15 protein-coding genes are annotated in these 18670 nt (G+C 60.1%); 5 read left to right on the forward strand and 10 right to left on the reverse strand.

The window, feature by feature from the left end:
• Positions 1-53: 53 nt before the first annotated feature.
• On the forward strand, positions 54-986 hold the full coding sequence (locus GVK95_RS08215; protein WP_159948396.1) for a DMT family transporter: 933 nt from the start codon (positions 54-56) through the stop codon (positions 984-986).
• Positions 987-1418: 432 nt separating this feature from the next.
• Here GVK95_RS08215 and metF read toward each other — a convergent pair whose 3' ends face one another.
• From metF to GVK95_RS08240, 5 genes are all read right to left on the reverse strand, one after another.
• A complete protein-coding gene (gene metF / locus GVK95_RS08220) occupies positions 1419-2342 on the reverse strand; it encodes a methylenetetrahydrofolate reductase [NAD(P)H] (RefSeq protein ID WP_159948398.1) in 924 nt (307 codons plus the stop codon).
• Positions 2343-3350, reverse strand: a complete 1008-nt coding sequence (locus tag GVK95_RS08225; protein ID WP_159948400.1) for a metalloregulator ArsR/SmtB family transcription factor — start codon at positions 3348-3350, stop codon at positions 2343-2345.
• A 163-nt stretch (positions 3351-3513) separates the two neighbouring features.
• Entirely contained in the window at positions 3514-5871 is a 2358-nt protein-coding gene (locus tag GVK95_RS08230; protein ID WP_159948402.1) for a HAMP domain-containing methyl-accepting chemotaxis protein, read from the reverse strand.
• A 414-nt stretch (positions 5872-6285) separates the two neighbouring features.
• A complete protein-coding gene (gene ettA, locus GVK95_RS08235) occupies positions 6286-7935 on the reverse strand; it encodes an energy-dependent translational throttle protein EttA (RefSeq protein WP_159948404.1) in 1650 nt (549 codons plus the stop codon).
• A gap of 108 nt (positions 7936-8043) precedes the next feature.
• A complete protein-coding gene (locus GVK95_RS08240) occupies positions 8044-9837 on the reverse strand; it encodes a hypothetical protein (RefSeq protein WP_159948406.1) in 1794 nt (597 codons plus the stop codon).
• A gap of 179 nt (positions 9838-10016) precedes the next feature.
• Here GVK95_RS08240 and GVK95_RS08245 point away from each other — a divergent pair, with 179 nt between their 5' ends.
• From GVK95_RS08245 to GVK95_RS08255, 3 genes are all read left to right on the forward strand, one after another.
• Positions 10017-11069 carry an alpha/beta hydrolase gene (locus GVK95_RS08245; protein WP_244618688.1) on the forward strand — a complete coding sequence of 351 codons (1053 nt, stop codon included), beginning with the start codon at positions 10017-10019 and terminating at the stop codon, positions 11067-11069.
• Positions 11070-11165: 96 nt separating this feature from the next.
• Complete coding sequence (locus GVK95_RS08250; RefSeq protein WP_159948408.1) at positions 11166-12392, forward strand: CaiB/BaiF CoA-transferase family protein; 1227 nt, start codon at positions 11166-11168, stop codon at positions 12390-12392.
• A complete protein-coding gene (locus GVK95_RS08255) occupies positions 12389-14041 on the forward strand; it encodes a thiamine pyrophosphate-binding protein (protein ID WP_159948410.1) in 1653 nt (550 codons plus the stop codon). The genes GVK95_RS08250 and GVK95_RS08255 overlap by 4 nt, the downstream gene beginning before the upstream one ends.
• Positions 14042-14112: 71 nt before the next feature.
• On the opposite strand, the gene GVK95_RS08260 is transcribed toward GVK95_RS08255, so the two are convergent.
• The 4 genes from GVK95_RS08260 to GVK95_RS08275 form a co-directional block, all read right to left on the reverse strand.
• The gene (locus tag GVK95_RS08260) at positions 14113-14454 is read right to left on the reverse strand and encodes a RidA family protein (protein ID WP_159948412.1); all 342 of its coding nucleotides are present in this window, start codon (positions 14452-14454) and stop codon (positions 14113-14115) included.
• Between the two features lie 82 nt (positions 14455-14536).
• The gene (locus GVK95_RS08265) at positions 14537-14875 is read right to left on the reverse strand and encodes a TIGR01244 family sulfur transferase (protein WP_159948414.1); all 339 of its coding nucleotides are present in this window, start codon (positions 14873-14875) and stop codon (positions 14537-14539) included.
• Between the two features lie 89 nt (positions 14876-14964).
• Positions 14965-15792 carry an aldose 1-epimerase family protein gene (locus GVK95_RS08270; RefSeq protein ID WP_159948416.1) on the reverse strand — a complete coding sequence of 276 codons (828 nt, stop codon included), beginning with the start codon at positions 15790-15792 and terminating at the stop codon, positions 14965-14967.
• Complete coding sequence (locus GVK95_RS08275; protein WP_244618689.1) at positions 15789-16202, reverse strand: MarR family winged helix-turn-helix transcriptional regulator; 414 nt, start codon at positions 16200-16202, stop codon at positions 15789-15791. The genes GVK95_RS08270 and GVK95_RS08275 overlap by 4 nt, the downstream gene beginning before the upstream one ends.
• Before the next feature lie 232 nt (positions 16203-16434).
• Between GVK95_RS08275 and GVK95_RS08280 the strand changes: the two genes are divergently transcribed.
• On the forward strand, positions 16435-17790 hold the full coding sequence (locus GVK95_RS08280) for a L,D-transpeptidase (RefSeq protein ID WP_159948420.1): 1356 nt from the start codon (positions 16435-16437) through the stop codon (positions 17788-17790).
• A gap of 142 nt (positions 17791-17932) precedes the next feature.
• On the opposite strand, the gene GVK95_RS08285 is transcribed toward GVK95_RS08280, so the two are convergent.
• Complete coding sequence (locus GVK95_RS08285; protein WP_159948422.1) at positions 17933-18652, reverse strand: ParA family protein; 720 nt, start codon at positions 18650-18652, stop codon at positions 17933-17935.
• Positions 18653-18670: the final 18 nt, after the last annotated feature.

Here is an 18670-nt window from a genome sequence, read left to right on the forward strand (position 1 = left end):
GGTTTCAGCAAGACTGTGAGATTAGCGTGGGGCTCCGATTCGAAAGGTGCCCCATGCAACAACGAGCTCCCCTGACCTTGAACGCGACCACCTGGGTCCTGCTGATCCTGCTCGGCTTTATCTGGGGCGGCTCATTCTTCTTCGCGCGGTATGCAGTCGCCTATGTACCACCGTTCACGCTGGTTTTCCTTCGCCTGTCGCTTGCAGCGCTCGCCCTGCATCTCTATCTGCGCGGCGGTGACGATCTCTATCGGATCCTGAAGACACGCTGGCGGGCATTCCTCTTGCTCGGGCTGATCAACAATGCCATCCCGCACACGCTGATCTTCCTCGGCCAGACGGAAATCGGCGCAGGTCTTGCCTCGATCCTCAATGCCACGACACCGATCTGGACCGTGCTGATTGCCAACAAGCTGACCGCCGACGAGAAGCTTTCGCCAGCGAAGATCGCCGGCACCATCCTCGGCCTCTCCGGCACCGCCGTATTGATCGGGCCAAGCACCTTCCTGCAGACGGACGTGCCACTCTGGGCAGTGATCTTGCCGATCCTCGCCGCAGTCTCCTACGGCTTTGCCGCCACCTACGGCAAACGCTTCCGTGACGTGCCTGCCCCGGTAACCGCAGCCGGGCAGCTCACCGCCTCGTCGCTCGTCATGTTGCCGGCAGCCCTGGTCATCGATCAGCCCTGGTCACTGTCGATGCCGCCGCTCAGCGCAATCGCGGCCATATTGGCGCTCGCCTTGCTCTCCACCGCCTTCGCCTACATCCTGTTCTTCCGCATCATGGCAGCCGCTGGAGCGACCAACGCTTCGCTCGTCACGCTGCTCGTTCCACCCAGCGCAATCCTGCTCGGTGCGCTTTTCCTCGGCGAAATTCTGCATCCGCTCGACGTCGTCGGAATGGCACTGATTGGCGCCGGCCTGCTCGTGCTGGACGGCCGCCTGCTCGGCTACCTGCCATTTGGCGACAAATCTCGCCTCGGCTGAGTGGTGCCAAAAGGCAACAGTCCGCATCATATTGGAGCCCAGCAAGTCACGTTTGTTAAACTTCATTAACAACAGCTGAAAATTCTTAAACGACTGAAATATAACAATATTTTGCTAACTGCGACAGCTTATCCACCGGCCATCATCGCACCGCAGCACAGAATTTGCTTTTCGATGACACAAATCGGACATAACATCTAACGGTCAAACACAAGGAGGCAGACATGGGACTGACTAATTCTATCAATGTCCTTATCGTCAGTGCGGCGTTTGTGTTCATTACCACCATGCTGTTCATCTGACCGGGAGTGAGATGAGCCAAAAGCGATGAAGCGGCCAACCAAGGCCTCTCGGGCAGGAATGATTTTAGAAATCAAAAAGGCGCATGACGGACCCCGTCATGCGCTTTTCACTTGATACCCGCCAGCTGTTTCAGGCCGCAGCCCCGGACAACGTTCGAGACTTGCCGTCCAGCCCAAGCCGCGACAGCGTCGCGATTGTCAGTGGTGCACGGTTCATCGTGTAAATGTGGAAATCCCGGATACCGCGCTTCGCCAGATCGGCGATCTGCTCGGCGGCAATATCCGCCGCCACGGCTGCCCGCTCCTGCGCATTGCCATCGGTTCCTTCGAAACGACGATCGATGCTCGCCGGAACCGATGCACCACACATCGAGGCAAAACGCTTCAGCTGCGTCAGGTTCTGAATCGGCATGATACCGGGCACGATCGGAATGGTGATCCCCGCCGCCAGCACCCGGTCGAGATAGCGCGCATAGACATCATTGTCGAAAAAGAACTGCGTCAGCGCCCGCGTTGCACCGGCATCCACCTTGCGCTTGAGCATGTCCAGATCAACGGCTTCATCCGGGCTTTCCGGATGCTTTTCCGGGTAGGCGGAGACAGACACCTCGAAATCGCCCATCTCCCGCAGCCCGCCCACCAGATCGGCGGCATTGATGAAACCGTCCGGGTGCGGCTGGTAAGCCGCGCCGACGCCATCTTGCGGGTCGCCGCGCAGCGCGACGAAATGTCGGACACCGACGGCCCTGAATTCCTCGACCACACGCCGCACCTCGTCGCGTGTCGCACCGACACAGGTCAGGTGCGATGCAGTCGGCATCGGTGTATCGCTGATCAGCCGCTTCACCGTACTCAGCGTCGGCTCGCGCGTGGTGCCGCCGGCTCCATAAGTGACGGAGACGAAATCTGGCTGCCACGGCGCCAATGCCTCGACGGTTGACCAGAGCTGGTCTTCCATGTCCGGTGACTTCGGCGGAAAGAATTCAAACGAGATGCGCAGATCTGCAGCGTCTTGGTCTGCAGCGTCTTCGATCGCTCTTTGGTGCTCGGCCATTTATCTGCTCCCGGTCTGTAAAATTGCTGTGTCCACACCGGCTGGTGCCAGAACGGCGTCGCGTCGGGCAAGCCAGATGGTGACGGTAAGCCCCCTGCCCGCCGCACTTTCCGGCGGCAAATCGACCACTTCCTCGACGTGGAAGCCGTTACGGTTCAGCCAGTCGGCCATGATCTGTCGCGAGAAACCAAGTCGGACATGGGCATGTTCGTCGCGCAGGTATTCCAGCTCATGCGGTGCCAGATCGACGATCGCCAAGCGGCCATTCGGTTTCAGCATGCGCGCCGCCTCGGCCAGTGCCAGCTCGGGCTGCTCAAGGAAGTGCAGGACCTGATGGATCGTCACCAGATCGTAGTCTTCCGCATCAAGCGGCAGGTTGAGAATGTCTCCATGGCGAACGGACGCCGACAGAACGCCGCCCTTGTCGAGATTGGCACGCGCGACCGAAAGCATATCACGGCTCGCATCGATGCCGGTTGCCCGACGATACTGGCTTGAGAGAAGCTGCAGGATGCGACCCGTGCCGGTGCCGAGATCCAGCAGAGCATCGACCGGCTCCGGCCCGACGAGCTTCAGCAGCGCAGCCTCGACATCGGCGTCGTTGACATGCAGACGGCGAAGTTCATCCCACTCGGACGCATTGCGGCTGAAATATTCCTGCGCCCGCTGCGCCCGCGAACGCTTGACGGCTGCAAGGCGCTCCCTGTCGCGCTGCAGGACCGGATCGGTCTCCTGCGTCGCATCCAGCAGGACACGGGTCAGATCGGCCCCGGCCCCTTCCTGCTTCAACCGGAAAAACGCCCAGGCACCTTCCTGGTAGCGATCCACCAGTTCGGCCTCGGCGAGCAGTTTCAGGTGACGCGAGATTCGGGGCTGCGACTGCCCCAGAATTTCGGTAAGATCGGTGACGGTCAGATCGCCAGCGGACAGGAGTGCAAGCAGGCGAAGACGGGTGGGTTCACCCGCCGCCTTCAACAACTCCACCAGAGCATCCACACCAAATTTCATCTCTGACCTCGAAGTGCAATAATCATATAAAGATATGTTTATGTCACATGCGGCCGCCGCGCAAGCACTATCTGCGCACCTGCTCCGACATGTGGCAGCAAGACGCAAAACGGCCGCCCGAAGGCGGCCGCGATCATGTTTTTGCCAGGGTCGAATGACCGGATCAGAATTCTTCCCAGCTCTGGTTAGCCAGTGCATTGTTGCCCGAGACGGCAGGCATCGCGCGCCGCGGTTGCGGCGCGGGCGCAGCGGCATTGAACTGCGCAGCACGGACCGGCGCAGAGTTCGAGGAAGCGACTACCCGCTGCATTGGCTGGGTGGACCGTTGACCGGTACGGAACTGGCCGAGCAATTCGGAAAGCTTGCCGCTTTCCTGTGCCAGACCAGCACCGGCTGCGTTCATTTCCTCAACCATCGCCGCATTCTGTTGCGTCGCCTGGTCCATATGATTGACCGCGGTATTGACTTCACCAAGCCCGACCGACTGTTCCTGCGCGGCCGTGGCGATCGCATCCATGTGCTGGTTGATCGACTGTACCAGACCGGCAATCGCGGTCAGACCTTCACCCGTATCATTGACCAGCTTGACGCCCTCGCTGACGGCCACTTCGGAATTGCCGATCAGCGACTTGATCTCCTTGGCAGCCTTGGCAGAGCGCTGGGCCAGTTCGCGAACTTCCTGTGCGACGACCGCAAAACCCTTGCCGGCCTCCCCAGCACGAGCGGCTTCGACACCCGCATTCAGCGCCAGAAGATTGGTCTGGAAGGCGATTTCATCGATTACTCCGATGATCTGGCCGATCTGGCGGGAGGAGTGCTCGATGCGCTCCATGGCCGACACCGCATTGCTGACAACCACGCCCGAGTGCTCGGCACGGCTTCTGGTATCACGTACCAGATCGCGCGCCTCGCCGGTCCGCTTGGAGGTCGCGGTGACGTTGGCGGTGATCTCCTCAAGCGCGGCCGCCGTCTGCTCAAGCGAAGCAGCCTGCTGCTCGGTGCGCTTGGCGAGATTGTCGGATGCATGCGAAATCTCACTGCTGCCGCCAGAGACCACCGACGCGGAACCACCAACCGCAAGCAATGTCGCGCGCAACTGGCTCACAGATGTATTGAAGTCATGTCGTAGGGCTTCGAACTGTGGCGCAAACTGATCTTCGATCTCGCAAAGCAGATCGCCCGACGCGAGCCGCTGCAGACCACCGGCCAGCGCACCAGTCGCGCGCGTCAGACGCTCATCGGCATCCGCCTCGGCGCGACGCTGCGTTTCAATACGGTCACGCTCGGCGGCGAGGCGATTCTCTTCCGCACTGGCTTCAAGCTCCTTGTTCCGGATAGCCGCGATCTGGAACACTTCGACCGAACGTGCCATCGCCCCCATCTCGTCCTTGCGCTTGGCACCCGGAACCACGACAGCCAGATCGCCATCGGCAAGCGAACCCATGCAGCGGGTCAATGCACCGATCGGTCCGATGACCTTACGCACGATCACAGTCATCCCGACGACGGCAAGGCCAATCACAAGGGCAAAAAGCGTCAGAAAGGTCAACGCTTGCGCAAGCGCATCGGCTTTCGACTTCATGGCTTGCTCATGCAACGTATCCATGGCCAGCGACGCGATAGCGGCAATGGTGGCCAGCGCGGACGTAGTCGGTCCTCTCCACTGATCGATCGTCAGCGGCGCCTTCTCCCCCGAACTGAGCTTGGCAATCACGTCAGCCCGCAGTTTGGCATAGTCACCGGTAAAATAGGCAGCATCGGCGGCAGTGAAGCCGTCCTTGATGTTCTGCGGTGTTTGCGGATGATCCACCAGCACACGCACGGCCTTCCAGGCATAAGCGACATTCGCATCCGCAATGGCGAGCTTCGCCTGCGTTTCGACGGACAACGGTTCGCCGGAGGTGACCGCACTGTTGAGGATCAAAGCACCGCCGCCGCCAAGCGCACGGGTCGACCAGGCATAAGCCCGCGTCTGAATCATCGGCATCATTGCCGCATCAAGGCTACGCATGCGGCCTTCCGCCGATTCGGATGCCTTTTCGAGGTCAGCCAGGAAAGTCGCACCCAGATCCATCGATGCCTTGGTAACTGCGCCATCACGACCTTCGAGCGGCTTTGCGAGCTCGGCATCGATTGTCTTGCGATAGGCCGCAACCTGGTCATAGGTGGCCATCACGGCCGAGATCGGTGCCGAAAGTTCCGCGGCATTGATCCCGGCGGCAATCGCCTCGGCATCTGCCATGCCAGCATCGACGATTGCACGGTTCTTCACCACCGAGGCGACCGAACCGGCAGCCGCATCCGATGCCAGCGACAGCGCCGAAGCGCTATCGCCGCGCTCGCTGCGAAACGCCAGCAATGCCTTGAACAAGGCCTTGTCAAAGCCGGTGAGTTCCGAAACCTCGGCATAGACCTGATATTGCCGGTAGGAAGACAGCATCGAATTTCCGACCAGTACACTCAGCATCAGACTGAGGAGTGCGAAAATGCTGAAGAGTACATTTCGAATAGAGAAAATCATAGAATGCCCCGAAAATTGGCCGATATCGGAGTATTTGATGATAAATTGAATAAGCCGAGGTTAATGTTGCGCCGCACAAACCAATCCGTATCGGGACAACAGGAGACACACGCAGATTTGCGGTGTCGAGAAACTGAAAAATGCCAATTCAATGACATTTTTGCCCTCACCGACTGACCTCTATCAATTTTCACAGACAACAATTCGTTTCACATACATTCATCCGCAACACGAGAACAAAACAAAAAACCTTGGCTATGGTCGCCGCTCTTGTCCCGGTGGTAATGCAAGCAATGCGACTGCGCCCGCTCCGTCAAACAGCGGACGTCGAAAAACCGAACAAAAAAAGCTCCGGTGATACCGGAGCTTTCATTGAAACAGGCGGCGGCGTCAGCTGACGCAATCGCGGTCCGATCAGCGCGTCAGGCGCTTGTAGGTTTGGCTGCCGGGGTTGAGCGCATCGGCACCCAGTCGACGCACCTTGTCCTGCTCGTAGTCTTCGAAGTTGCCTTCGAACCATTCGACATGGCCGTCGCCTTCGAAAGCGAGGATATGCGTCGCCAGACGGTCGAGGAACATGCGATCGTGGCTGATGATGATGGCGCAACCGGCGAAGTTTTCGAGTGCGGTTTCGAGCGCGCCGAGCGTTTCGGTGTCCAGGTCGTTGGTCGGTTCGTCGAGCAGGAGCACGTTGCCGCCGGCCTTCAGCATCTTGGCAAGGTGCACGCGGTTACGCTGACCACCCGAAAGATTGCCGACCTTCTGCTGCTGGTCGCCACCCTTGAAGTTGAAGGCGCCGCAATAGGCTCTGGAGTTCATGTCGAACTTGCCGAGCTTGATGACTTCCGCACCACCGGAAATTTCTTCCCAGACGGTCTTGTCTGCAGCCAGCGCGTCGCGGCTCTGGTCGACATAACCGAGATGCACGGTCTCGCCGATGCGAACCGTTCCGGCATCGGGCTTTTCCTGGCCGGTAATCATCTTGAAAAGCGTGGTTTTACCTGCACCGTTCGGGCCGATGATGCCGACGATACCGCCCGGCGGCAGCTTGATCGACAGGTCGTTGATCAGCGTGCGGCCTTCAAAGCCCTTGGTGATGCCTTCCATCTCGATGACGACATTGCCGAGACGTTCGGACACCGGAATGATGATCTGTGCATCGCCGGGACGGATGCCTTCGGCGGCATCCACCAGCTGCTGGTAGGACTTGATACGGGCCTTCGACTTGGACTGACGCGCCTTCGGGCTGGATGCGATCCATTCCTGTTCGCGCGAAATCGCCTTCTGGCGGCCGGCTTCTTCGCGGTTTTCCTGCAGCATGCGCTTGGCCTTCGCCTGCAGGTAGGCCGAGTAGTTGCCTTCGTAAGGAATGCCGCGGCCGCGGTCGAGCTCGAGGATCCAGCCGGTGACGTTGTCGAGGAAGTAGCGATCGTGGGTGATCATCATCACGGCGCCGGGATAGGCACGCAGATGCTTTTCGAGCCAGGCGATCGTCTCGGCGTCAAGGTGGTTGGTCGGCTCGTCGAGCAGCAGCAGGTCCGGCTGCGACAGCAGCAGACGGCACAGCGCGATACGTCGACGTTCACCACCAGACAGCAGCGTGACATCGGAATCCTTCGGCGGGCAGCGCAGCGCTTCCATCGCCATCTCGACCTGCTGTTCGAGGTCCCAGAGGTTCTGGCTGTCGATGATGTCCTGGAGCTTGGCGCCTTCGTCGGCGGTCTCGTCGGAATAGTTCATCATCAGCTCGTTGTAACGCTCGAGCACGGCGGTCTTGTCGGCAACGCCGACCATGACGTTTTCAAACGCGGTCTTGGACGGATCCAGATGCGGTTCCTGCTCGAGATAACCGACAGTCGCACCCTCGGCGAGCCAGGCTTCACCGGTGAATTCCTTGTCCTGGCCGGCGATGATGCGCAGCACGGTCGACTTACCGGCGCCGTTCGGGCCGAGGATACCGATCTTGGCATCCGGGTAGAACGACAGGTTGACGTTCTCGAGGATCTTCTTGGCGCCGTAGGACTTGTTCAGTCCCGACATGTGATAGATGAACTGGCGTGCCATCGTGAAATTGCTCCGGGCAGAATGGGAAGTTGCCGCTATGTAGGCGAATTGCGCCGCTGGAGCAACGGCGCAATGATGAAGATATCCCGCTATCGAGGCTTTTCGCCGCTATTGCAGGCGGGCGTGGTCGATCTTGAACAGCCGAAGAGCCGAAGTCGCGGAATCGGAAACCGGCACGAGACCAGGCCAATCCCCACCCCGTGTCAGCACGGCAAACAGCGTGTCGTTGGGGATCTCAGGCACCATCGGATAACGGCATACGGCCAGATAATCAAAAGGTTCGGCCGCCACTCTGCGGGTTTCACTGTCGGTCGAGACGAAGACATCATACATCCGCCGCATGCCCGCCGCCGCCCGGTGAAAGGAGATGGCATTGACCGTCATGCCGGGCGGCAGGCGATCCAGCATGAAGAGGCCTAGCGAACTGGGTGCAACGATCCGGCCGGCCGGAAGAGTATGCAGCGGCGACGTATCGACGTCCATACAAAGATCGAAGGCAAGATAGTCGAGCAGTTCCGGTCGCAGCGAATGCTTGGGGACCAACATCAAAAAAAACGTCCCCGTGGCCAGTGTCGCTAGCGCACCGAACAGAACTGCTCTTGCCGTCGAGCGAATGCCATACCGTAGCTCGCTCCAAATCATAGGCAGAAAAAGCAGCGCGCCAGCGGCCGGAAAACGGATAAACCTCGTCTGCACGAAAGCCAGTATCAAAAGGGTGACTGCGATGCAAAAGATGATCACAAAGGCAGCATTGCGGGCTCTCAAGTGCCGCATGAAACCAGGAAACGCGCCAAATAGAACGATAACCAGGAAACCGAGGCAGAGGATCTTGATCGTATCCCCCATTCGGTAAATCTCCAGAAATGATTTCTCCTGCTGCACACGATCGAGCCAAAAGTGACGCACAAGGGGATCGATCGCATGATACGGCCCTTGAAGGCAGTCGGGAAAAGCCAGGGCAAGAGCCACGGCAAGGCCGACCGCTGGAACCGCGAGCGCACCCAGGCGGACGACTGGTCTTTCGGATCGAACCGACCAAAGAACAACGGACGTAATCGCCGCATAACCCAGGAACGCTGAGACAAAGGGCGCAGAGAAGGCATCGCATTCGGTGGCCACCATTAGAGCCGATCCGCCGAACGAAATACCGGCGAGCATTGTTGTTAGCGCCAGACCGGCGGCGAGGAAGGCCTGGACACGGTGGCTCCCCTCGACTCCGAAAACCCATGCCAGCCCAGGCCCGAGCAGCAAGATCAGCAGCACCGGCGCCAACTCAAGCCCGATCATGAAAGACAGGCCGCAGACCATGCCGACAAGGAATCCGCCAGCCGCCGACCAGCGCGAAATCCCGAACAGCGCCACCATCAGCATGACAATCTGCAGATTGTGATGATCGATGCGTCCCGGACTGAACTCCCAGAGAGTCAGGGGCATCAATGCGAACGCTGCCACCACATGCACCGGCTGTACGTGGTTTTCCTTATCGACCAGCCGCACGGCCGTCGCGCACCACAAACAGCAGTAGGCGAGCAATAGAAGGGGCTGCCAAATCCGGAAGGCCCACCAGATTGCAGACTCCTCAGTGGTGATACCTCTCAACCCAAGTACCAGCAGAACATAGGGAAGATCGACAAGACGCGACCACGGCGACTGATAGGTGCCGGGCATGTCGATGCCCTCAATGACCAAATTGAACCACTCGCCATGTGCAAGAAGCTGTCGGATCTGGACGCCGCGCAGGACATCGTCGATATCGCTGTAGTAGTGCCGATCGGCCAGCATATCGAACGCCAGAAAGAAGATTGCTGTCGAGAACGCGGCAACCAGAAGAGAAAATGAGAAACCACTGGCCCTACGGGGATGACCGCAAGGCACCGCAGCATATTCCTGAACCTCTTGCATCCGCGACTTTTCCCCGTTCATCTGAACTACGAGCCACAGCACTCTGGCTGCCGCCGCTTTAAGATCGGGTTAGCGATGCATGCACACATCTCGACGATAGGGCAGCCCTGAGGATAAGCTGGCGATCTCCATTGCACGTGCACGTAAAATGCCATTCTATCGCCGCAATGGAGAACCGCATGTTCGCAGACTTGAATTTTCACGACGCCCCAAGCGGCGCCCGCCTCGCCTACCATCACCTGGCGGCAGAAGGCACGCCGCGCGCCATCATCGTACTCTGCCACGGCCTTGCCGAACATTCGCGCCGCTACGGCGCCTTTGCATCAGCGCTTTCGACGGCCGGTCTGCATGTCTACGCCCATGACCACCGTGGCCACGGTGAGACAACCGCGCCGGACGCGCCGATCGGCCGGTATGCGGCAAGCGAGGGTGTCGCCAAGGTCGTGGCCGATGTCCGCGCCATGCGCGATCTCGCCGTCACCCGTTACCCCGGCCTGCCGGTCATCCTGTTCGGCCATTCGATGGGCGGCCTGATTGCCCTCAACGCGGCAACGGATCATCCGGATGCCTTCCAGGCGGTGTCGGTCTGGAACTCCAACTTCAACCCTGGCATTGCTGGACGCATTGCCAAGTTGGTGTTGAAGCTGGAGCGGATCTACAAGGGCTCCGACGTCCCGAGCCTCATTCTGCCGCTGGCGACCTTCGGCGCCTGGGGCAAGGCGATCCCGAACCACCGGACAGCCTTCGACTGGTTGTCCCATGACCCAGCCGAGGTCGACGCCTATATTGCCGACCCCCTCTGCGGCTTCGATGCCAGCGTCTCGCTCTGGCAGGACCTGTTCACGCTCACCTTTCGCGGCACCAGCGATCGTCAATTGGCGCGCCTGCACAAGTCGACACCAGTCTATCTGGTTGGCGGAGGAGAAGACCCCGCCACCAACAAGGGACGGGAAATCCGCTGGCTGGCTACACGCTTGTCCGGTTCCGGCATGCGCAACGTTACGACACGCATCTATGACACGATGCGCCATGAGACACTGAACGAAATTGGTCGAGAAGCAGCGGTTGCCGATTACCTGGCCTGGTGTGACCAAGTGTTCGCCGATCTCAACCGCGCAACCGCGCGCATGCCCGCCCCTATATCCGACCCCTTATCCACCCCCGTGCCCGCAACCGCCGGCTTGCCGAAACGGAATGATCCCATGAGAGAAAATCAGGTGTCGGGGGATTAAACCGGGGTTATAGGAGGTCAGTCAGCAGAAATTCTCATGACAGGCTGCGGATCAAGACAGTTTTGAGCCGACATGCCGATCAGCACAGGAAGCGCCATGACCACCAGACCGCATGCCAGCGCCACCGATAGTCCGACCGCAGGACCACCGCTTGCCGGCATCCGCGTCATCGAACTTGCCCGCGTGCTCGCCGGCCCCTGGGCCGGCCAGATGTTGGCCGATCTCGGAGCCGACGTCATCAAGGTCGAGAACCCGGAAGGCGGCGATGACACGCGCGCCTGGGGTCCGCCCTTCGTCGAAGGCGCCGATGGCGAAAACCTGTCGGCCGCCTATTACCATTCGACCAATCGCAACAAGCGCTCGATCGCCGTCGACCTGAAATCCGAAGAAGGCCAGGACACCGTCCGCCGCCTCTGCGCCACGGCCGACGTGGTGATCGAAAACTTCAAACTCGGCGGCCTGGCGAAATACGGCCTCGACTACGACAGCCTGAAAGCGGCCAACCCGAAGCTGATCTATTGCTCGATCACCGGTTTCGGCCAGAACGGTCCCTATGCCGAATTCGCCGGCTATGACTATATCGTCCAGGGCATGTCCGGTTTCATGTCGATCACCGGCGAAAAGGGTGGCGAGCCGATGAAGGCCGGCGTCGCCATCGCCGACATCTTCACCGGCATCTATGCGGTCACCGCGATCCAGGCAGCCCTCATTCATGTGATGAAGACCGGCCAGGGCCAGTTTGTCGACATGGCCCTGCTTGACGTCATGTCGGCCGTGCTGGCCAACCAGAACATGAATTATCTGGTCTCCGGCAAGGCGCCGACGCGGCTCGGCAATGCCCATCCGAATATCAGCCCCTATGAAGTCGTGCCCACCGCCGACGGGCACCTGATCCTCGCCGTCGGCAATGACGGCCAGTTCAAGCGCCTCTGCGCTATACTCGGCATAGCTCCGGTCGCGGAAAACGAACGCTTCGCCACCAACAAGGCCCGCGTCGCCAACAAGGTCGAGGTCCGCCGAATTGTCACCACCGAGACGGCAAAATGGACCAAGCGTGATCTACTCAGCGCCTGCGAAACCAATGCCGTGCCGGCCGGCCCGATCAATTCGATCGAGGAAATGTTCGCCGACCCGCAGATCAAGGCCCGCGGCCTGAAGATCGAACTGGAAGACGACAAGGGCACGGTTATCTCGAGCGTCCGCAGCCCCATCATCCTCTCCGAAACACCGCTGCGCTACGAGCGCCCAAGCCCGCGGATCGGAGAACACAGTCAGGACATTCTGGCCGAACTGGCCGAGATCGAAGGAAAGACAGCCCAATGAAGAGAACCGGTGGTGAACTGATCGTCGAGGCGCTGAAGGCCAACGGCGTCGAGCGTGTCTCCTGTGTTCCCGGCGAAAGCTATCTCGCCGTCCTCGACGCCCTGAAGGACAGCGGCATCGAAACGCTTGTCTGCCGCCAGGAAGGCGGCGCAGCGATGATGGCCGACAGCTGGGGCCGCCTCACCGGCAAGCCCGGCATCTGCATGGTCACCCGCGGCCCCGGCGCCACCAACGCATCGGCCGGCCTGCACATTGCCCGTCAGGATTCGATCCCGATGATCCTGTTCATCGGACAGGTCGCCCGCGACATGCGCGAACGCGAAGCCTTCCAGGAAGTCGAATATCGCCGCGCCTTCACCGAATTCGCAAAATGGGTTGGCGAGATCGACGATGCGCGCCGCATTCCCGAATTTGTCACCCGCGCCTTTGCCATAGCCACCTCCGGCCGCCCCGGCCCGGTCGTGCTGTCGCTGCCGGAAGACATGCTGATCGACGAGGTCGAGGCACCACTCGCCAAGCCCTATACGCCGGTCGAAGCCCATCCCGGCCCAAGCCAGATTGCCGCACTCGGCGAAATGCTGGCGGCTGCCAAGCGACCGCTGGTGGTCCTCGGCGGCACGCGCTGGAGCGAGACCTCGGTTGCCGGCATCCGTGCCTTTGCGGAAAAGTTCAAACTGCCGGTCGGCTGCTCCTTCCGCCGCCAGATGCTGTTCGACCACACCCACCCGTCCTATGCCGGCGATGTCGGTATCGGCGTCAATCCGGCGCTCGCCAGGGAGGTCAAGGAAGCCGACCTTCTGGTCCTGCTCGGCGGCCGCTTCTCCGAAATGCCGTCCTCATCCTATACCTTGATGGACATCCCCTACCCGACCCAGAAACTCGTGCACATCCATGCTGACCCGTCCGAGCTTGGGCGCATCTACCGGTCCGATCTGGCGATCTGCGCCGCACCGGATGAATTCGTGGCCGCGCTCGACGCTCTCGAAGCACCGACAGCCCCCGTCTGGTCCGCCCGCACCGAAGCCATGCATGCCGCCTATATGTCCTGGTCGACACCGCCGAAGACCAGCCCAGGCCCGGTCCAGATGGGCGCCATCATGGACTGGATCGAAGAGAACACGCCAAAGACCGCCATCTTCACCAACGGTGCCGGCAACTACGCCACCTGGCTGCATCGCTTCCATCGTTTCCAGGCATTCAACACGCAATCGGCACCGACATCCGGTTCGATGGGCTACGGCCTGCCGGCGGCCGTCGCTGCCAAGCACCTGTTTCCCGAGCGTGAAGTCATCTGCTTTGCCGGCGACGGTTGCTTCATGATGCATGGCCAGGAGTTCGCCACCGCGATCCGCTACAATCTGCCGATCATCACGCTGGTCATCAACAACGGCATCTATGGCACGATCCGCATGCATCAGGAGCGCGAATATCCGGGCCGCGTCAGCGCCACCGATCTGACCAATCCCGATTTTGCAGCCCTCGCCCGCGCCTATGGCGGCCATGGCGAGACGGTCGAGACCACGGAAGAGTTTGCCCCGGCCTTCGAACGGGCGCGCGCCTCCGGCAAGCCGGCGATCATCGAGATCAAGCTGGATCCGGAAGCGATCACACCGACCCGCACCTTGACTCAGATTCGAGACAAATCCTGACAAGCCATTGCAATAAAAAAGAAAAGGCCGGGATCGCTCCCGGCCTTTCTGATCGGATCAAACAGCAGAACTCAGAGAGCAGCTGTCACGATAAACTCCACGAGGTAATCCGGTGTCGCCAGCGGTGCACCGCTGGTGGCGCGTGCCGGGGTGTTTGCCGGGTCGACCCAGCCTTCCCAGACTGCGTTCATTTCGCCGAAAGTCGACATGTCGGAGAGGTAGATGATCGTCTGCAGGATCTTCGACTTGTCCGTACCGGCAAGCGCCAGCAGACGATCGACTTCAGCCAGAGCAGACTTCGACTGTTCGGTGACAGTCGTGCCTTCGCCAACCTGGCCGGCGAGGTAGACGGTGTTGCCGTGAACGACGGCGCCGCTCATGCGCTTGCCCGGTTCGATACGCTTGATGGTCATGGGAATTCTCCTATCGGATGTTGAAACAGAAAGACGCAGCCGTGCTTTGGCCCGGCGTCGTCAGGGATAAAGTGAAAATGCTTCAGCCGCGTTGGCGCAGCGCATGCTCATAGGTCGCCGTGGAACGGGCGCCTGAACGGCAATAGCCAAGCATCGGGCGATCGAAGTCTTCCAGTGCATCGACCATGCCAGCCACTGCTTCCGGCGTCACGCCCATCGGGCCGACCGGCACATGACTGATCTTGATGCCGAGCTCTTCGGCCCGCGCGGCAACGGCGGCAAACTCCGGCTGGCCGAATTCCTCGCCGTCCGGACGATGGCAGACGATCGAATTGAAACCCAGTTCCTTGACCGTATCGACGTCCTCGACCGTGATCTGACCGCTGACGGAATATTCCTCGTTGATCTGCCTGATATTCATCGGCGCACCTCTCTCAAACTTTGGCCGAAACATCTACGACGGGCTTACCGGGGCGTCAATCACAGACAGCCACCCTTCGGTACGCTGTATCAAACGAAGGAAAATGCCAGACCGTATTCGCGGCTCTCGCCCGGCGCCAGCATGACGAACTCGCCACGCGCCTCCAACTCGTCCCGGCTCTCCCAGCGATGCGACACCGGTTCTATGCCGAGCACATGCGCAGGTGTCTTCTGGTTTCGCCAGACCTGCAGATAAGGCAAAGTGTCCGTGCGGAAGCGCACTTTCAGCATTTTTCCGCCGATCGCGGCGATCGGCCCGAGGCGAAGCTCGGCCCAGCCGCCCTTGCCGGCCGGCACGCAGAAAATGCCACCATCCTTCTCACCGAAAGTCCATGGAAAGCCGCCGTCGTCGAGCATTGCGCCTTCCAGCCGCACCCCATCGTCGAAGTGCTTGGCGCCGAGGTTCATGTGGTACATCAGGAACGCCGGAAACGGGCTGTCGCCGACGTTGGTGACGACGTCGCTCAGTTGCACTTCACCACTGTCGGCTTTCAGCCGCCAGACCCGGTCAAGACGCGCCCGCCCCCCATCGGCTAGCACCACTGGCACGCTCGCGCGCGCGACGAGATCTTCACCCTCCGTCGAAAACTGAACCGATTCGGCCGGATGGGATGAAAACGATCCGTGCAGCGGGAACAATCCCTCGCCACCAGGCATTGGCTGCGGATGGCGGATATGGTCGGGACCACAGGTAAACAGAAAGCCTTCGAGCGAATGGTCGATGCGGGGATCGCCGTCATCGGGAATAGCCCGGCCGGGCGCAATATCGACCCCATCGACAACGCAGGCGCCAATATCGAAAACCGAACTCTCATCAAGCGAGAGTTGCGGTCCCTTTGGGCCGTGAAATGCAATCATGCGAGACTTCCCTCCGCAATCGCGGGTATTTGCCGAAAATGTCCAGCCGCCATCAGGTCTTCAAGACCGCCAAGGCCGGTATCGAGTGCCGACAGATAGGGCAAATCGATGATTGTCTCAAGCCGATGCTGAAACTCGATGGCCCTCTGCTTAAATACGGAAAAACGCGCCCGGCCGGTCGGCGAAAGCGACAGAAGTTCGAAGCGTCGATCATGGACATCGCGCTTGCGCTCAAGGTAACTGCGCTCCTCCAATACCTTGACCGCGCGGCTGATCTTGGTCTTCGACAGGCCCGACTGGCCGCAGATCGCCTTGGCTGTTGTGGTGGTCGCCTCTCCCAGCGACCACAGAACCTGCCATTCCGACCAGGAAAGTTCATCCTCTGGCCCGCAGAATCGCATAAACACCATGTCCAATCGCTCGGTCGCCCTGATCAATCGATATGGAAGAAAAGACTCCATACTGAAACTGTCTTGCATCGCTCCCCCCACGATGGACCCAAGTCAACTCAACGGAAAGATAGACGACAAATCTTCCATGCCACCGCAGATAGTTAACCATTAATTCACTATGAATTCACCTTTTCCACATTAGTGTCAAATTTCACGCGTTTGTCGGCTGCATAGACGAGGATTCTGCATCGTGTTCGACATCAAGAAATCAGGCCTGCTTCTGGCAGCACTCACCGCCGCACCACTATTCGCCGCCGGACCATCCACGGCGCAGTCGACCTATGGCTACCGCCAGCCGCAGACATTGCTCGTCTCGCCGGACGGCGAGATCCTCGACTACGTGCCGGAAACCGGTGAAGTGGTCATCAGCCGCGACCAGATGGGGCGCACAGTGCTGATCGACCGATATGGCAACGTCGTGGCAACCGAAATTCCGGCAGAGAGCTATTTCCCGCCGCGCCAGAACGCCTCCAATCCCAACCTGCCGGGCGTCTACGACCCCTATGGCAACAGGCAAGCCGAGGCCCCTGCCTGGGACGACAATGTTGTCACCGGTTCGGTTCCGCAGGATGGCCCGATCGACCGTCAGGCGCTGGACGCCCTGCCGGAGGACATGCCCTATGGCGGTCCCGACCAGCCACCACCGACCGAAACTTCGACGCCACGCATCGTCACGCCCGACATCCCGGTGAAGAGCAACTTGTCGCAACTGGAAATGACCGCCCTGCAGGTCTTCCTTGATCGCGAAGGTGTGTCCCCCGGCGTAATCGACGGCAAGATGGGCCAGAACGTCAACAAGGCGCTGGTCGCCTGGCAGCAGATGACCGGCGAGACCATCGACCCCAACAATGCCGAGGATGTGCTTGAGCGCCTGCGTCTGTCTGGCGGCCTTGCGATCACCAGCTACACCATTACTCCGGGTGACGCCGCCGGCCCCTATGTCGCCTCGATCCCGGAAGACTACAGCCACAAAGCGATGCTTCCTGCACTGTCCTTCACCTCGACCACCGAAATGCTGGCCGAAAAATTCCATATGGATGAGGCCTATCTGAAGGCGATCAATCCCGGTGTAGACTTCACCATTCCCGGTACGATCATCAAGGTGGTCGATCCGGGTCCGGTGAAGGCCGGCAAGGTTGCGCGCATCGTCGCCAACAAGGGATTGAAGCAGGTCTTTGCCTATGGCGAGGACGGTGGCCTTGTCGCCGCCTATCCCGCAAGCATCGGTTCATCCGACACACCCTCGCCCTCGGGTACGGTGACAATCGAACGTATCGCACTCAATCCGGGTTATACCTACAATCCGAAGATCAACTTCCAGCAGGGCGAAAACAACAAGGTTCTCGCCATTCCGCCCGGCCCCAATGGCCCCGTCGGCACGGTCTGGCTTGCCCTGTCCAAGCCGACCTACGGCATTCACGGCACGCCGGAGCCATCCAAGATCGGTCGTACCCAGAGCCATGGCTGCATTCGCATGACCAATTGGGACGCAACCGAACTGGCCAAGATGGTCAGCGCCGGCGTGACGGTCGAGTTCGTCGAGTAGTCCACCAAATTCCGCCAGAAGATAAGCGGCCTCCGGATCTGATCCGGAGGTCTTTCCATATCTGCCGACCACCACGCGGAAACGATAAAGCCGCCTGACCAGGATGGTCAGACGGCTTCAAATTCTCCAAATTGAGATTGGCTCAGGCCGCGTTGCGGACCAGGCGGAACAATCGGCGCGGCTGCGACGTGCGGATCACCTTGACCGGCAGCAGACGCATCACCTCGCCGGCGAATGCCTGGGCATTTTCCCGCGCCTTGTCGAGATTGCTGATCTTCGCTGCATCCATCGAATACAGCGTGCCGCCACAGTCGAAGATCTCGCGGTAGGCGCTGCGCTCGACGATCGGCGTATTCATCACATTGACGCCACGGGCCGCCAGCAGCCCCTTGATCGTCAGCAGCGCACGGGTGGTGACCATTGAGGTTACACGCGTCAGAACGACAGAATGCGGAATGACCATGCGTCCGGCTTCTTCCATCATCTTGATCAGATCGAGGATCTGGGCGCCGCCCTTGGCATCCATGGCGCAGCCCTGGATCGGGATCATCACATGATCAGACAGGCCGACAGCCGTTGTCACCATGGCATCGCGCGCGCCAGCGAGATCCATGACGATGTAATCATTGGTGCGCGAGAGTTCACGAATATGGCCCTGCACGGAGGCCACGGACACTTCCGAAACGACCTCGATATTGTGCTGCGGACCGGAGGCATCAAACCACTGGGTAATCCAACGCTGCGGATCGGCATCCAGGATCGCGACCCGATAACCCTGATGCGCCAGTTCGGTAGCAAGCAGAAGCGCCGCAGTGGTCTTGCCGGCCCCACCTTTGGCATTGGCAAATGAGATAACTGGCATTCTCTGTCCTCAAGGGTC

Source organism: Rhizobium sp. 18065, assembly GCF_902706095.1.
Lineage (GTDB): Bacteria > Pseudomonadota > Alphaproteobacteria > Rhizobiales > Rhizobiaceae > Allorhizobium.

Coding starts and splice junctions, on each gene's coding strand:
- GVK95_RS08215 (WP_159948396.1), top strand. CDS start 54: ATGCAACAACGAGCTCCCCTGACCTTGAACGCGACCACCTGGGTCCTG.
- metF (WP_159948398.1), bottom strand. CDS start 2,342: ATGGCCGAGCACCAAAGAGCGATCGAAGACGCTGCAGACCAAGACGCT.
- GVK95_RS08225 (WP_159948400.1), bottom strand. CDS start 3,350: ATGAAATTTGGTGTGGATGCTCTGGTGGAGTTGTTGAAGGCGGCGGGT.
- GVK95_RS08230 (WP_159948402.1), bottom strand. CDS start 5,871: ATGATTTTCTCTATTCGAAATGTACTCTTCAGCATTTTCGCACTCCTC.
- ettA (WP_159948404.1), bottom strand. CDS start 7,935: ATGGCACGCCAGTTCATCTATCACATGTCGGGACTGAACAAGTCCTAC.
- GVK95_RS08240 (WP_159948406.1), bottom strand. CDS start 9,837: ATGCAAGAGGTTCAGGAATATGCTGCGGTGCCTTGCGGTCATCCCCGT.
- GVK95_RS08245 (WP_244618688.1), top strand. CDS start 10,017: ATGTTCGCAGACTTGAATTTTCACGACGCCCCAAGCGGCGCCCGCCTC.
- GVK95_RS08250 (WP_159948408.1), top strand. CDS start 11,166: ATGACCACCAGACCGCATGCCAGCGCCACCGATAGTCCGACCGCAGGA.
- GVK95_RS08255 (WP_159948410.1), top strand. CDS start 12,389: ATGAAGAGAACCGGTGGTGAACTGATCGTCGAGGCGCTGAAGGCCAAC.
- GVK95_RS08260 (WP_159948412.1), bottom strand. CDS start 14,454: ATGACCATCAAGCGTATCGAACCGGGCAAGCGCATGAGCGGCGCCGTC.
- GVK95_RS08265 (WP_159948414.1), bottom strand. CDS start 14,875: ATGAATATCAGGCAGATCAACGAGGAATATTCCGTCAGCGGTCAGATC.
- GVK95_RS08270 (WP_159948416.1), bottom strand. CDS start 15,792: ATGATTGCATTTCACGGCCCAAAGGGACCGCAACTCTCGCTTGATGAG.
- GVK95_RS08275 (WP_244618689.1), bottom strand. CDS start 16,202: ATGGTGTTTATGCGATTCTGCGGGCCAGAGGATGAACTTTCCTGGTCG.
- GVK95_RS08285 (WP_159948422.1), bottom strand. CDS start 18,652: ATGCCAGTTATCTCATTTGCCAATGCCAAAGGTGGGGCCGGCAAGACC.